Source organism: Micromonospora sp. WMMD723, assembly GCF_049863385.1.
Classification (GTDB): domain Bacteria; phylum Actinomycetota; class Actinomycetes; order Mycobacteriales; family Micromonosporaceae; genus Micromonospora; species Micromonospora wenchangensis.
The window spans coordinates 2,837,291-2,852,063 of sequence record NZ_JBMKNR010000001.1 but is presented as its reverse complement, the minus strand read 5'-3'; the positions used below and the strand labels follow the sequence as shown (position 1 = coordinate 2,852,063).

Genomic DNA, 14,773 nt, shown 5'->3' with positions numbered 1-14,773 from the left:
CGCGTTCAGTCTGCCTCCTCACCGCCCGCCGTGGGGTCCGCCTCCTCGGCGTCCACCGCCTCGATCGCGCCCTCGACCTCACCGGTGCGGCGGCGGGCCGCGGTCAGCGTCCGCTCGGCCGCCCGACGGGCCAGTTTCGCCCGGCTCAGCTCCTGTTCGGCGACGGCCCGACGACGCTCCAGTTCGGCCAGTTCCCCCTCGATCCGGTCGAGCGCCGCGACGCTGTCCCGCTCGGCCGTCGTCGTGCCGTCCAGGTCCCGTTCGGCCTGCCGCTGGGCGGCCCGCGCGGCCGTCAGCTCCCGGTCCAGGGCACGGCGGCGCTTCGCCCGTTCGGCCCGCGCGGCCCGCGCCTCCCGGGCCCGTCGCGCCCCGCCCCGGTGGGCCTCCCGCTGCGGTACGACGTCCGCCTCCCCGCCACCGGCACGCTCCGCCCCGCCACCGGCAGCCGCCGCTGCGCCACCGGTGACCAGTCGGAGCTGCGGGCGGGGGACCTCGCCGAAGCCGGAGTGGTGCACCGCCTTCAGCAGCCGTCCGGCGCGGACCTGTTCGGCGACCGCGGTGTCGGCGAGCGCCGCGTGCAGGGTGGCCTCGACCTCGGCCAGCGGGAGCCGGGCGGCGGGCGGCGCGTCGGGAAGATCGGCGGCGATCCGGCGTACCTCGGTGACCAGGGCGGCGACCAGTTCCCGCCGCTGGGCGGACAGTTCCCGCAGCCGGGGACCCTTGAGGTCACGCTGGGCGGTGCGCAGCGCCTCGGCCAGCGGCCCGAGGTCGGCGACCAGGTCGGGACGGTCCAGGGCGAGCAGGTTCACCAGCCAGGCCGCCACCGTGGGTCGTTTCCAGCCGGCGATCCGCCGGGCGGTGCCCGGGTCACCGGCCCGGCGGGCCTCGACGACGGCGGCGTCCCGGGCGGCGACGAACCGGTCGGGCGGGGTGCGGTAGAGCTGCCGGGCCAGCTCGGACTCGTCGACGGCCACGGTTCAGGCGTCGATCCGGCTGCCCGGCTCCAGCCGCTGGTAGTCGGTGCGGGACAGCGCCGTGTACTGCCGGTCGAGCACGCCGTAGCCGTTGTCGTTGAGCAGCGCGTCGTGCAGGGCGTACGCCCGGCGCGGGGCGACCGCCCGGATGAAGTCGACCACCTCGGAGAATTTCGACCAGGGTGCGTGGATCGGGGCGAAGAGGGTCTGCACCTCGACGTCGGTGGGGACGTGCAGCGCGTCGCCGGGGTGGTAGACCGTGTCGTCGAACAGGTAGCCGACGTTCTCCACCACCGGGATGTCGGGGTGGATGACGGCGTGCCGGCCGCCGACGGCGCGGACCGGGATGCCGGCGGCGGTGAAGGTGTCGCCCGGGGCGACCGGGGTGAGCGCCTGCGCCGCGTCGCCGAGCACCGCCCCGAGCGCGGCCGGCCCGTACACCGGCAGTGGTGCCCGGTCCAGCCGCCGGGTGAGCGCGGCGACGTCGAGGTGGTCGGGATGTTCGTGGGTGACCAGCACCGCGTCCGCCCCGTCCAGCGCCGCCGCCTCGCTGAACACGCCGGGGTCGACGACCAGCACCGCCCCGTCGCGTTCGATGCGGAGGCAGGAGTGCGTGTACTTGGTGAGCCGCATCGTGACTCCTCGAATATCGAATCGTGATGTCCTCAGCGCAGTCTGCCGGAACCGGAGCGGCCGTGCGCCGCGTCCGAGCTATCGCCCCGGAACCGGGGGACGGACGACGACGGGAGCGGGGATGACACTGAGGACGGCGGGAACCGGGGCGCGGGCCCTGGCGGCGATGGGGTTGGCGGCGCTGCTGCTGGCCGGGTGCGGGGCGGCCGACCGCGACGGCAGTTCGGCCGGTTCCGCGCCGCAGGAGAAGGCGCCGGCGCAGGGGGCGCCGGGGGGCGCTGCACCGGACCGGGACGCGGCGGCGGGACAGGCCGGTACGGGCGCTGCCGACCTGCGCGTCGACCAGCGGGCGATCATCTACACCGGAACCATGCGGGTGCAGGTGGACGACGTGGAGGCGGCGGCCCGGCGGGCGGTGGCGGCGGTCACCGCCAGCGGCGGGTTCGTCGGCGGGGACCAGCGGCGCAGCGTGTCGGCGTCCGCGCAGGCGGAACTGGAGCTGCGGGTGCCGGCGGCGAAGTTCACCGCGCTCGTCGACGAGCTGGCCACCTACGGACGGCAGCAGCGCCGCGAGATCCGTACCCAGGACGTCACCGAGGAGACCGTCGACCTGGACGCCCGGATCACCACGCAGCGGGCCCGGGTGGACAGTGCCCGGCGGCTGTTGGCCCGCGCCAACACGGTGTCCGAGCTGGTCTCGCTGGAGAACGAGGTGAGCCGCCGGGAGGCGGATCTGGCCTCGCTGGAGGCGAAGAAGCGTCGGCTGGCCGACCTGACGGCGCTCTCCACGGTCACGGTGACCTTCGTCGGCCGGGACGCCTCGACGGCCGACGACGGGCAGGAGGAGGACCGGACGGGTTTCATGGTGGGTCTGCGCGGCGGCTGGACCGTCTTCCTCGCCTCGATGGGCGTGCTGCTCACCGTGCTGGGGGCGTTGCTGCCCTGGCTGCTGCTCATCGGGGTGCCCGTGACGGCGGCCGTGGTGCTGCTGCGTCGGCGACGCCGCCAGCGGCGGCCCGCGCCGCCGGTGGGACCGGGCGGCGGGGGACACCCGCCGATGCCTGGTGGACCGGGCGGCGGGGGCCACCCGCCGGTGCCTAGCGGACCGCCGCCAGTGCCCGCAACGCGGTCTGCACCATGAGCCGCACCCCGACCGGGATGGCCCGCTCGTCGACGTCGAACGACGCGCGGTGCAGGTCGACGGTGGGGCCGCCGACCCGGCCGACGCCGAGCCGGGCCAACGCGCCGGGGACGTGTTCGAGGTACCAGGAGAAGTCCTCGCCGCCCATGCTCTGCGGCGTCTCCGCGATCCCCTCCGGGCCGAGCGCGGCGGCGGTGGCGGCGGTGAGGATGCCGATGGCGCGGGCGTCGTTGCTGACCGGTGGCCGACCCCGCAGGTATTCCAGGTCGACGGTGGCGCCGGTGGGCGCGATGACGTCCCGGACGACCTGAGCGACGATCTGGGGGGCCCGCTCCCAGGTGTCGCGGTCCATCACCCGCAGGGTGCCGGCCGCGCACGCCTCGGACGGGATGACGTTGTACCGGGTGCCGGCCGAGGCGTGGCCGAACACCAGCAGCAGCCCGCTGTTGGCCGGCACCCGGCGGGTGACCAGGGCCGGAACCTCGGTGACCAGGCGGCCGAGCGCGTCGACCAGGTCGACGGTCAGGTGCGGACGGGCGGTGTGCCCGCCGGGCCCGCTGAGTCTCACGGTGACGTTGTCGGCCGCCGCGGTGATCGGACCGACCCGCAGCCCCACCTTCCCCACTGGCTGGTTGGGGTCGCAGTGCAGCGCGAAGATCTGGACGACGTCCTCCAGGCCACCGGCCTCGATGACCTCCAGCGAGCCGCAGGGCAGGATCTCCTCGGCCGGCTGGAAGATCAGCCGGACCCGGCCGTCGAGCTGGCCCGCGTCGGCGAGCTGGGCCAGCAGCATGCCGACGCCGAGCAGCACCGCGGTGTGCACGTCGTGACCGCAGGCGTGGCAGACCCCCTCCACGGTGGACCGGTAGGGGACCTCCTTGGGGTCGGTCAGCGGCAACGCGTCGATGTCGGCGCGGAGCGCGACGACCGGACCGTCCGGCCGCCCGTCGATGTCGCAGATCACCCCGTTGCCCTTGGGCAGCAGTCGGGGGTGCAACCCGGCGAGGGTGAGTTCCCGGGCGATCAGCGCCGCCGTCTCGAACTCCTCCCCGGACAGTTCCGGGTGGGAGTGGAGGTGGCGGCGGGTGGCGATCAGACCGGGCACCCGCAGCGCGAGCAGGTGATCCAGATCGTGGGGCAGGGGCTGGGACCCGGACGGCGCCTCCGGCCAGGACGACGCCAGCTGGCTGCCGTTCGGCAGCGTCAACGCACTCGTCACGTCGAATTCTCGATCACTAGAAATGGATGGATCTTCAGGGAGGACAGCAGACAGCCTAGACCTCCGATGGTGACGCTGCGCAACCTCGTTACGGTAGCGATCAGAGCGCACAGCGTCACGTAAGCCCTGGTGGGAGGGCTCGAATATCTGCGGGACAGCAGGTAGATCGCGGTCGGACGCCGTCATCTGCCCCCCACCTCCTACAACGCGTAACCGATTGGGCGGTCGCGAAATCGGCGTCGATCCGGGGCCGTCGTATCCGAATTGTCGCATTGGTCGCCCCGGTTGACCGCCGGTCCGACAATTAGCCGACGCCGCCGGGTGGTCAACCGGTTCCCGACCGTGACACGGCGTCTCCGGGCCCGCCCGGACATGCTGTCCGTCCCGTTCATCCGCACCGGTTTACCCACGAACCCCGCGCCGCACGCCCCGGCCGCGCGGACCACCCACCAGCCGGGCGAACCGACCGTCACACCACCGCCAGGTCGTCACCGACGGTAGCCCCGCCCCTCCCGCCTGGCGACCCCTAGCGGCCCCGACCGGACGACGACGGCGACCCCTGCCGGCAGCGGGCTGCCGGCGGAGGTCGCCGTGTGGATCAGCATCGGGGGTCGGCGTGTGGATCGACGTCGGGGGGCGGCGCGCCCGCCGGGTCGCGGGCGGCGCACCGTCCGGACCGCGCGGTCCGGACGGGATCAGAAGCGGTCGCTCGGGCGGTACGTCCCCCAGACCTGGCGCAGCGTGCCGCAGACCTCGCCCACCGTGGCGCGGGCCCGCAGCGCCTCCTTCATCGGGTAGAGCACGTTCTCGTCGCCCTCGGCGGCGGCCCGCAGCTCGGCCAGGGCCCGGTCGACCGCCGCGCCGTCCCGCTCGGCCCGCAGCCGGGCCAGCCGCTCCGCCTGGGTCGCCTCGATCGTCGGGTCCACCCGCAGCGGCTCGTACGGCTCCTCGGTGTCGATCTGGAAGCGGTTCAGCCCGACCACCACCCGCTCCCCCGCGTCGATCTGCTGGGCGAACCGGTAGGCCGACTGCTCGATCTCCCGCTTCTGGAACCCGGCCTCGATCGCGTCCACCGCCGAACCGTGGTCGAAGACCCGGTCCATCAGGTCGTTGACCGCCGCCTCGATCTCGGCGGTCATCGCCTCCACCACGTACGACCCGGCGAACGGGTCGACGGTGGCGGTCAGGTCCGTCTCGTACGCCAGCACCTGCTGGGTGCGCAGCGCCAGCCGGGCGGCCTTCTCGGTGGGCAGCGCGATCGCCTCGTCGAAGCTGTTGGTGTGCAGCGACTGGGTGCCGCCGAGCACCGCGGCGAGCCCCTGGATCGCCACCCGGACCAGGTTCACCTCGGGCTGCTGGGCGGTGAGCTGCACCCCCGCCGTCTGGGTGTGGAACCGCAGCATCATCGACTTCGGGTCCTTCGCGCCGAAGTCGTCACGCAGCAGCCGGGCCCAGATCCGCCGGGCGGCCCGGAACTTCGCGATCTCCTCCAGCAGGGTGGTGCGGGCCACGAAGAAGAACGACAGCCGGGGGGCGAAGTCGTCCACCGCCAGCCCGGCGGCCAGCGCGGCCCGGACGTACTCCACACCGTTGGCGAGGGTGAACGCGATCTCCTGCGCGGGCGTCGCACCGGCCTCCGCCATGTGGTAGCCGGAGATGGAGATGGTGTTCCACTTCGGCACCTCCTTACGGCAGTACGCGAAGGTGTCGGCGACCAGCCGCAGCGACGGCTTCGGCGGGAAGATGTACGTCCCCCGGGCGATGTACTCCTTGAGGATGTCGTTCTGGATGGTGCCGTTGAGCGCCGAGCCGGACAGGCCGTTCTCCTCGGCGACGAGCTGGTAGAGCAGCAGCAGCACCGAGCCCGGCGCGTTGATGGTCATCGAGGTGGAGACCTTGTCCAGCGGGATGCCGTCGAAGAGCAGCCGCATGTCCTCGATGGAGTCGATCGCCACCCCGACCTTGCCCACCTCGCCGCTGGCGATGGCGTCGTCGGAGTCGTAGCCCATCTGGGTGGGCAGGTCGAAGGCGACCGACAGGCCCATCGTCCCGGCCTTCAGCAGCTGGTGGTAACGCGCGTTGGACTCGGTGGCGGTGCCGAAGCCGGCGTACTGCCGCATCGTCCACGGCCGGGAGGTGTACATCGTGGGGTAGACCCCCCGGGCGTACGGGTAACGACCCGGCTCGCCCAGGCGGGAGTCCAGCTCCGGGGGGAGGTCCGCGGCCGTGTACACACCCTTGATGGGGAACCCCGACTCGCTCGCCCGCGCTTCACTCATCCACGGATGGTAGGACGCGCGGCGGCATCGGTGGGGTGAGGGATGGCGCACATCTCGGTTCGGCATCGGTCGACGGGAGGTGAACGGCCAGGTACACACCGTTCGAGCCGACGGTGGGTACGGTCGGATAGCACAAAGGTCCGCCGCGTCGGGTTTCGCATCGGGCGTCGGAACCAGCAAGATAGAGAGGTTGTGTCCCAGCCCCCTCGACTTTCCCGGTGGCTTTTCCTGTGACTCAGATCCCGACGTGGAGCGGCGGACCAGTGAGTCCCCCCAACGGACGCGCAGCACCCGGCACCACCATCGGCGGCCGGTACGAGTTGCGCTCCTCGGTGGGCAACGGCGGCATGGGCACGGTCTGGCGCGCGACAGACACCCTGCTGCGACGAGACGTGGCGGTCAAGGAGGTCGTCCTGCCGCCGGGGCTGGCCCCCAGCGACCGGGACGCGATGTACGAACGCACCCTGCGCGAGGCGCGCGCCGCCGCCGCGATCCAGCACCCGGCAGTGGTCCAGGTGTACGACGTGGTCACCGAGGGTGGCCGGCCGTGGATCGTGATGGAGCTGCTGGACGCCCGCAGCCTCGCCGACATGGTGATCGAGGACGGCCCGGTGGCCGGGCGCGCGGTCGCCAAGATCGGCATCGCGCTGCTCGGCGCGCTGGAGGTGGCGCACGCCAACGGGGTGCTGCACCGCGACGTCAAGCCGGCGAACGTGCTGATCTGCACCGACGGCCGCTGCGTGCTGACCGACTTCGGGGTGGCCCGGATGCCCACCGACGTCCAGCTCACCACCCCCGGGATGGTGCTGGGCTCGCCGCACTTCATCTCCCCCGAACGCGCCATGGGGCAGGATTTCGGCCCGCCCAGCGACCTGTTCTCGCTCGGCGTGACCCTCTACACGGCGGTCGAGGGGCGGCCCCCGTTCGACAAGGGCGACCCGATCGAGACGATGCACGCGGTGGTCGAGGACCCGCCGGCCACCCCGCAGCGCAGCGGCCCGCTGACCCGGGTGCTGATGGGCCTGCTGGAGAAGGACCCGGCCCGCCGGCTCGACGTGCACACCGCGCGGGCGATGCTGCGCGAACTCCTCGCCGGGCCGCTGACCAGCACGGCGACGGCGGTCAACTCGATCACCGACCCGTACTCGGTGGTGCCGGTGCAGCGCCCGTCGGGGCCGCCGGCCATCGCCGCGCCGCCGGCCGACTCGAAGCCGAGCGGGCAGATCGGTGGCCGGGCGATGCTGGCCGCCGGCGAGTCGCTGACCGACCGGCTGGCGAAGCTGCGCCGGGGTGAACGCCCCGAGCCGGTGGCGACCTCCTCCGCCGCCGCCCTCGACGACACCAGCGCCGACGCGTTCGCCGGCCCGCTGCACACCCCGACCGGCGCGATGCCGCCGCCGACCGGGCCCACCGCCGGTGCGCTGCCGACCGGCCCGACCGCCGGCACGTACGGCAGGCCCGAGGCCACCCAGCGGATCACCCCGGACGCCACCCAGCGGATCGCCCCGGGCACCACGCCGGAGGCCACCCAGCGCATCGGTGGCGGCACCGCCGACGCCACCCAGCGGATCGGCACGGGCACCCCGGCCGGCCGGCCCGCCTACGGGGCGGCGGAGCCGACCCAGGCCATCTACGGCGGCGGCGGGAACGCCGAGCCGACCCAGGCGGTGTACGGCGGGCAGTGGTCCATCCCCGGCACCGGTCAGTCGTGGACGTCGCCGCCTCCGCCGCCGGGCGGGGACGGCGGTGGCGCGCTCGGCCGGGCGAAGGGTGCCGGCGGTCGCCTGGTCGGCACGGTCAAGGGCTGGCCCCGCAAGCTCCAGCTCGCGGCGGCCGGCGGCCTGGCCGTGGTGGTGCTGATCGGTGCGGTGGCGCTGTTCGGCGGCGGCGACCCGGAGTCGACCCCACCCCCGCAGGCCGGCCCGAGCGCACCCGCCGGTGGTGGTGGGTTCGAGACGCAGGCGCACGACGCCAAGGGCATCCGGGTGAACGTGCCGAAGGGGTGGGCGCGCAAGAGCGCCGGTGACTGGGTCGACTACATCGACCCGCAGGACGACACCCGCAAGGTCCGCATCCTGGTCGAGCGGGGCGGCAGTTCCTCGGTCCGCTGGGCCGAGGTGGCCGGCGACAACCTGCGTACCCGGTCCCGGTCCTGCGTGGAGCCCTACCAGCAGGTGGGGATCACCGAGAACACGCTGGCCGGTAAGCCGGCCGCCGAGCTGGAATACACCTGCGGCAAGGGCGACACCAAGCGGCACGGCGTGTGGCGGGGTCTGGTGCACGAGGGCCGGATCTACTCGTTCTACCTCACCGCCAACGACGCCAGGTTCGCCGAGAGCAAGCCGATCTTCGACGAGATGGTCAAGTCGTTCCAGCTCACCGGGTCCAGCTGAGCCGGGTCGCCGGGTGGACCGGGCCGGGCCGCCCGACAAGGTGATCCGGGTCGACCGGACCCGGCGCACCGCCGCCGTGCTATCAAGAGGCCATGGCGGCGGAAACCACTGACCTCGACCGGATTCGCGACCAGGCTCGACGCTGGCTCGACGACGACCCCGACCCGGCCAGCCGGGACGAGCTGCGGGCCGTGCTCGACCGGCTGCCGGCCAGTGCGCCGGAGCTGGCCGACCGGTTCGCCGGCCCGCTGACCTTCGGCACGGCCGGGTTGCGCGGCCCGCTGCGCGCCGGGCCGAACGGCATGAACCTCGCGGTGGTCACCCGGGCGGCGGCCGGGCTGGTCGGCTGGCTCGCCGCCGAGGGCGGCGAGGGTCCGCTGGTCATCGGGTACGACGCCCGGCACGGTTCCCGGGAGTTCGCCGAGCGCACCGCCCAGGTCGCCACCGGTGCGGGCCGGCCGGCGCTGCTGCTACCCCGGCCGCTGCCCACCCCCGTGCTGGCGTACGCGGTGCGCAAGCTCGGCGGGGTGGCCGGGGTGATGGTGACGGCCAGCCACAACCCGCCGCAGGACAACGGCTACAAGGTCTACCTGGGTGCCCAGCTCGGTGGAGCACTCGGCGCGGGGGCGCAGATCGTGCCGCCCGCCGACGCCGGTATCGAGGCGGCCATCCGGGCGGTCGGCCCGCTGGCGCAGGTGCCGTTGGGGCCGCCCGGCCAGGTGCTCGGCGACGACCTGGTCGCCGCGTACGTGGAGCGGGCCGTCGCGGTGATCACCCCGGGTGGGCCGCGTGACCTGCGGGTGGCGTACACCCCGTTGCACGGAGTGGGGGCGGCGGTGCTGACCGCGGCCTTCGCGCGGGCGGGTTTCCCGACCCCGGGGGTGGTGCCCGACCAGGCGGAACCGGACCCGGCCTTCCCCACCGTCAGTTTCCCCAACCCGGAGGAGCCCGGCGCGGTCGACCGGTTGGTGGCCCTCGCCGACGCCACCGACGCCGACCTGGCGATCGCCAACGACCCGGACGCCGACCGCTGCGCGGTGGTGGTCCGCGAGCCGTCGGGTGCCGTGGCCGGCCCGTCGGGTGCCGAGCCGGTGTCCTCGGGTGCCGGGCCGGGGTGGCGGATGCTGCGCGGGGACGAGGTGGGGGTGCTACTCGCCGACCACCTGATGCGCCGTGGCGTCGATGGCCTGTACGCGACCACGATCGTGTCGTCGTCCCTGCTCCGGGCGATGTGCACGGCCCGGGGCCGGGCGTACGACGAGACGTTGACCGGGTTCAAGTGGATCGTCCGGGCGGGGGGCGGGACGCCGCCGCTGGCGTACGGCTACGAGGAGGCCCTCGGCTACTGCGTGGCCCCCGACCACGTACGCGACAAGGATGGCATCACCGCCGCGCTGACCGTCGCCGAGCTGGCCGCCGGGCTGAAGGCGCAGGGGCGCACCCTGACCGACCGGCTGGACGAGCTGGCCGCCGAGTTCGGCGTGCACCACACCGACCAGTTGTCGGTCCGGGTGGACGACCTGCGGATCATCGCCGACGCGATGGCCCGGGTGCGGGCGGCCACGCCGACCACGCTGCTTGGTGCGCCGGTCACCGGGGCGCAGGATCTGTTGCCCGACGCCGACGTGGTGATCCTGCGGACCGCCGCCGCCCGGGTGGTGATCCGTCCCTCGGGCACCGAACCGAAGCTCAAGGCGTACCTGGAGGTGGTGGAGCCGGTCGCGGCTGGCGACGTGCCGGCGGCCCGGACCCGCGCGGCGGCGGCGCTCACCACGCTGCGCGCCGAGGTCGCCACCGCCCTCGGGATCTGACCCCGGCCCGCCGCGTGTCCTGCCGCGCCGTTCGCCGCGCGGCGAGCGCATGATCAACTCAATGGGGCCGATATAGCGGTATCCGGACGGGGTGGATACCGCTATATCGGCGACATCGTGCGGCCTTATCCACCGCATCGGTCGGCCGCGATAGGGCGGTCTCGGCCGGGGCGTGGTGCGCCCGGCCGTGCGGTCAACTCCATGTGGCCCAAATAGCGGTATCCGCGCCCGGGGATACCGCTATATCGGTGGCATGGCGCAACTCTTCCCCGAATTCGCACGATCCCACCCCGGGCTGGTTGGGCAGCCTGCCGAGGGCGGCGGGGCAGGACACGGTCAGGGCTCGCGACCTGGCACCAACAGCGGTATCACCAGGTGTCACCACTTGCACACCACCCGCTTACGTGATTAGCATCGGTGCATCGATCTCGCCATTTTCCTGACCTCACCGGTATGCGTTCTCTCTGATGTTGCATCGGCGGAGACCCGTTGTTTCATTCCAGACGGAAAGGTGTTGCACGGTGCGTGAAACAAATAGTTCGACCGTGCCACGACGGCAGCTCGGCAGGCTGCTCACCCAACTGCGGGAAGGACGCCCGGCTGAGCATCGAAGCAGCGGCCGGGGAGCTGGACTGCTCACGGCAGAAGCTCTGGCGCATCGAGCGGGGCCTGACGTCGGCCAAGACGCCTGACGTCCGGGTGCTCTGCGAGCTGTACCGGGCCACCCCCGACCAGACGAGCGTGCTGCTGGGGCTGGCCGAGGTAAGCCGGGCCGAGGGGTGGTGGCACGCGCACGGGAGCGCCGTGCCGGCCTGGTTCTCGCTCTACGTCGGCCTGGAGAACGTCGCCAGCAGTATTCGTCATTACAACGCCGAACTGGTGCCGGGGCTGTTGCAGACCCCCGGCTACGCCACCGCGCTCTTCCAGCACAACCGGCCCGAGCTGGGCGAGGAGGAGCAGAAGAGGGCGGTGACCTTCCGCATCCAGCGGCAGGGGCTGCTGGCCCGGCGGCTCCCACCGGCCCCCGCGCTGACGGTGATCCTCAGCGAGGCGGTGCTGCGCCGCCCGGTGCCCGGCCGGTCGGTGATGGCCGACCAGCTCCGGCATCTGCTGGCCGTCGGCGAGCGGCACAACATCACGATCCGGGTGCTGCCGCTGACCGCCGGGCCGCCACTGGCAGCCGAGGCCGGCACCTTCGTGCTGCTCGACTTCCCGCCCTCGGCGCTGGGCAGCCCGAGCGAGCCGCCGACCGTCTACGTCGAGGGGCTCACCGGCGCGCTCTACCTCGACCAGCCGGCGGAGATCGCCGCCTACGAGCGGGTATGGAAGGGGCTGGATTCCCTCGCCCTCGACGCGGGACAATCGACCGAGCTGATCGACGCGATCCGAGGAGAGTGCCATGAGTGACCTGACCGGTGCCCGCTGGCGCACCAGCACCCGCAGCGGCACCAACGGCGGCGACTGCGTCGAGGTGGCCGACAACCTCCCCGGCATCATCGGCATCCGGGACAGCAAGGACCCGACGGGCCCCGCCCTCACCGTCCCACCCACCGCCTGGTCCACCTTCGTCACCCACGTCAAGGCCCACCGACTCACCCACTGACGGCGGTCCGGACAGCCCACGGTGCGCCTGCGGAACCGGTCCGCGTGGCGGTCAGCTCACGGAGCGCTTGCCGAGCGCCTGGTCGACGGCTTGGCCGAGGGCGGTGACCACCAGGGCCACCGACGGACGGACCACCGACTCCTCCAGGCTGATCGTGCCGGAGAACCCGGCCCCGCCCGCGATCTCCTCCAGCCGACGCCTGGCGTCCTGCGCGGCGCTGCCGGTCAGGCCGAGCGCCGGTTCCATCCGCAGCACCGCCACCAGGGTGGCCAGCGCCGCCGTCCGCTCGTCGGGAAGCTGCTCGCCGGCCAGCGCCTCGGCCAGCCGCCGCCGGCTGTCCTGTTCCACGGACGGGTCGGTGGTCGGGTAGCGGTGCACCACGATGAAGTCCAGCTCGGTCTCCTCGACGTCACGCACCACGCCCCGCTCGACGAGGTCGCCGAGGATGCGGTCACGCAGGCCGTGCCGCAGCCGCTGCACCCAGGAGGACGGGCTGTGCGGGGTGTCGGCGGCCATCCGGCCCAGCACCCCGTCCAGGATCGGTTCGCCGACCGGCGTCGGGTCGGTCACCGCCAGGTTCCCATCGACGTACGCGATCCGGCCGGCAAGGGCCAACTCGACCAGGACGGCAGCCGCCATCCCCAGGTCGAGGCTGATCCGGGGCATGGTCGCCTTGCCGGTCTCATCGTCATACGCGAGGAGCAACAACTCCTCCGCCAGCGCAACACCAGTCATGGCCCGAGACGGTAGCGCCTGAACGCACCCCGCGCTCACCGACTCGCTCTGGGTGGGAGGGCAACGCCCACGGCCGGTCCGACCGCTCCCCCACGACCTGCCGGCCACCCACCCGCCCAGCCCGGAAACACCGGGGCCGGGCGGGCCGGAAACGGGGCCTGCCGGCCGCAAACTGAACGGGGGCACGCCGGCCGCAAGCCGGGCAGGTCAGAAGCGGGGCATCCCGCCGAACTGGCGGTCACCGGCGTCACCCAGCCCGGGGACGATGAACATGTTGTCGTTCAGCCCCTCGTCGATCGACGCGGTGACCAGCCGCAGCGGCAGCCCGGACCGCTCCAGCCGGGCGATGCCGACCGGCGCGGCGAGCACGCAGAGCACGGTGATGTCGGTGCAGCCCCGGTCGGCGAGCAGCCGGCAGCAGTGCTCCAGCGAGCCGCCGGTGGCCAGCATCGGGTCGAGCACCAGCACCGGCAGGCCGGCCAGCTCCCGGGGCAGCGACTCCATGTACGCGCGTGGCTCGTACGTCTCCTCGTCGCGGGCCAGGCCGACGAAGCCCATCGACGACTCCGGCAGCAGCCCGAGCGCCGCGTCGGCCATCCCGAGGCCGGCCCGCAGCACCGGCACCAGCAGCGGCGGGTTCGCCAGCCGGGTCCCCTCGGCACCGGTGACCGGGGTCTGCACCGGGTACTTCTCGACGGGGAAGGTGCGCGCGGCCTCGTACACCAGCATGGTGGTGAGTTCGTGCAGCGCGGCCCGGAACGACGACGAGTCGGTCCGGGCGTCCCGCATGGCGGTCAGCCGGGACTGGGCGAGCGGGTGGTCAATGACGTGTACGTCCACGATCGCTCAACCTACCGGTCCCGGTCGGCGGGCAGTACGGGTCCGCGGCGGGCGGCGACGTCGCTCACCCCCGGCCCGGCGGGTCGAACCGGCCGCCCCGAGCCGCTGTGACCAGGATCACCCGACTCGCGGCTGCGTAGTATTCGGGGCATGACGGCGACAACGACGTCGGCCCGGTCGGACCTGTCCGAGCTGGGGCGATCCGAGACCGCTTTGCGGACCTTCCTGCACGGCCTGCCCGGGGTGGACCAGGTCGGCGCGGAGCAGCGGGCGGCACAGCTCGGCACCCGCTCGATCAAGACCACCGCCAAGGCGCAGGCCATCGACCTGGCCATCCGGATGGTGGACCTGACCACCCTGGAGGGGGCCGACACCCCGGGCAAGGTCCGCGCCCTGGCCGCGAAGGCGCTGCGGCCGGACCCGGCCGATCCGACCTGCCCGCACGTCGGCGCGGTCTGCGTCTATCCGGCGATGGTGCCGCACGTGGCCGAGGTGCTGCGCGGCAGCGCCGTGCACCTGGCCAGCGTGGCGACCGCGTTCCCGTCCGGGCAGGCCCCGCTGGACGTCAAGCTCGCCGACACCCGGGCGGCCGTCGCCGCCGGGGCGGACGAGATCGACATGGTGATCAACCGGGGAGCGTTCCTGGCCGGCCGCTACGCCGAGGTCTACGACGAGATCAAGGCGGTCAAGGAGGCCTGCGGCTCTGCTGATGGCGGTCGCCAGGGGCGACCGGCTGCCCACCTCAAGGTGATCCTGGAGACCGGCGAGCTGGCCACCTACGACAACGTCCGGCGGGCCTCCTGGCTGGCGATGCTGGCCGGCGGCGACTTCATCAAGACCTCCACCGGCAAGGTCCCGGTGGCCGCGACCCTGCCGGTGACCCTGGTGATGCTGGAGGCGGTCCGCGACTTCCGGGCCGCCACCGGGCGGCAGGTAGGCGTCAAGCCGGCCGGCGGGATCAAGAACACCAAGGACGCGATCAAGTACCTGGTGATGGTCAACGAGACCGTCGGCGCCGACTGGCTGAGCCCCGACTGGTTCCGGTTCGGCGCGTCCAGCCTGCTCAACGACCTGCTCATGCAGCGCACCAAGCTGACGACCGGCACCTACTCCGGTCCCGACTACTTCACCCTGGACTGAGCATG

At 73.3% G+C, this 14,773-nt stretch carries 12 protein-coding genes; 6 read left to right on the top strand and 6 right to left on the bottom strand.

Annotation, left to right across the window (positions count from 1 at the left end; genetic code table 11):
* Positions 1–5: 5 nt before the first annotated feature.
* Both ACN261_RS13025 and ACN261_RS13020 read right to left on the bottom strand, forming a co-directional pair.
* On the bottom strand, positions 6–974 hold the full coding sequence (locus tag ACN261_RS13025) for a hypothetical protein (protein ID WP_425850245.1): 969 nt from the start codon (positions 972–974) through the stop codon (positions 6–8).
* 3 nt (positions 975–977) lie between these two features.
* Positions 978–1,607 carry an MBL fold metallo-hydrolase gene (locus tag ACN261_RS13020; RefSeq protein ID WP_204927449.1) on the bottom strand — a complete coding sequence of 210 codons (630 nt, stop codon included), beginning with the start codon at positions 1,605–1,607 and terminating at the stop codon, positions 978–980.
* A gap of 121 nt (positions 1,608–1,728) precedes the next feature.
* On the opposite strand from ACN261_RS13020, the gene ACN261_RS13015 reads away from it, so the two are divergent.
* Entirely contained in the window at positions 1,729–2,748 is a 1,020-nt protein-coding gene (locus tag ACN261_RS13015; RefSeq protein WP_425850243.1) for a DUF4349 domain-containing protein, read from the top strand.
* Here ACN261_RS13015 and ACN261_RS13010 read toward each other — a convergent pair.
* Together ACN261_RS13010 and ACN261_RS13005 are read right to left on the bottom strand one after the other, a co-directional pair.
* Positions 2,705–3,967, bottom strand: a complete 1,263-nt coding sequence (locus tag ACN261_RS13010; RefSeq protein ID WP_363654064.1) for an amidohydrolase — start codon at positions 3,965–3,967, stop codon at positions 2,705–2,707. The two genes, ACN261_RS13015 and ACN261_RS13010, sit on opposite strands and share 44 nt — an antisense overlap.
* Before the next feature lie 695 nt (positions 3,968–4,662).
* Positions 4,663–6,246: an acyl-CoA mutase large subunit family protein gene (locus ACN261_RS13005; protein ID WP_204927446.1), complete on the bottom strand. Its 1,584-nt coding sequence runs from the start codon at positions 6,244–6,246 to the stop codon at positions 4,663–4,665.
* A gap of 230 nt (positions 6,247–6,476) precedes the next feature.
* Here ACN261_RS13005 and ACN261_RS13000 point away from each other — a divergent pair, with 230 nt between their 5' ends.
* From ACN261_RS13000 to ACN261_RS12985, 4 genes are all read left to right on the top strand, one after another.
* The gene (locus ACN261_RS13000) at positions 6,477–8,639 is read left to right on the top strand and encodes a protein kinase domain-containing protein (protein WP_421486997.1); all 2,163 of its coding nucleotides are present in this window, start codon (positions 6,477–6,479) and stop codon (positions 8,637–8,639) included.
* Between the two features lie 92 nt (positions 8,640–8,731).
* Positions 8,732–10,450: a phospho-sugar mutase gene (locus ACN261_RS12995; RefSeq protein WP_421485474.1), complete on the top strand. Its 1,719-nt coding sequence runs from the start codon at positions 8,732–8,734 to the stop codon at positions 10,448–10,450.
* A gap of 525 nt (positions 10,451–10,975) precedes the next feature.
* Positions 10,976–11,857 (top strand): helix-turn-helix domain-containing protein, encoded by an 882-nt coding sequence (locus ACN261_RS12990; RefSeq protein WP_425850238.1) that lies wholly within the window; start codon positions 10,976–10,978, stop codon positions 11,855–11,857.
* Positions 11,850–12,053: a DUF397 domain-containing protein gene (locus ACN261_RS12985; RefSeq protein ID WP_421485471.1), complete on the top strand. Its 204-nt coding sequence runs from the start codon at positions 11,850–11,852 to the stop codon at positions 12,051–12,053. Before ACN261_RS12990 ends, ACN261_RS12985 begins: the two co-directional genes overlap by 8 nt.
* Positions 12,054–12,104: 51 nt before the next feature.
* Here ACN261_RS12985 and ACN261_RS12980 read toward each other — a convergent pair whose 3' ends face one another.
* Positions 12,105–12,788 carry a GOLPH3/VPS74 family protein gene (locus ACN261_RS12980; protein ID WP_421485470.1) on the bottom strand — a complete coding sequence of 228 codons (684 nt, stop codon included), beginning with the start codon at positions 12,786–12,788 and terminating at the stop codon, positions 12,105–12,107.
* A gap of 207 nt (positions 12,789–12,995) precedes the next feature.
* Complete coding sequence (upp, locus tag ACN261_RS12975; RefSeq protein WP_088643926.1) at positions 12,996–13,628, bottom strand: uracil phosphoribosyltransferase; 633 nt, start codon at positions 13,626–13,628, stop codon at positions 12,996–12,998.
* Between the two features lie 150 nt (positions 13,629–13,778).
* On the opposite strand from upp, the gene deoC reads away from it, so the two are divergent.
* Positions 13,779–14,768, top strand: coding sequence for a deoxyribose-phosphate aldolase (gene deoC / locus ACN261_RS12970; protein WP_421485469.1), 990 nt, complete (start codon positions 13,779–13,781; stop codon positions 14,766–14,768).
* Positions 14,769–14,773: the final 5 nt, after the last annotated feature.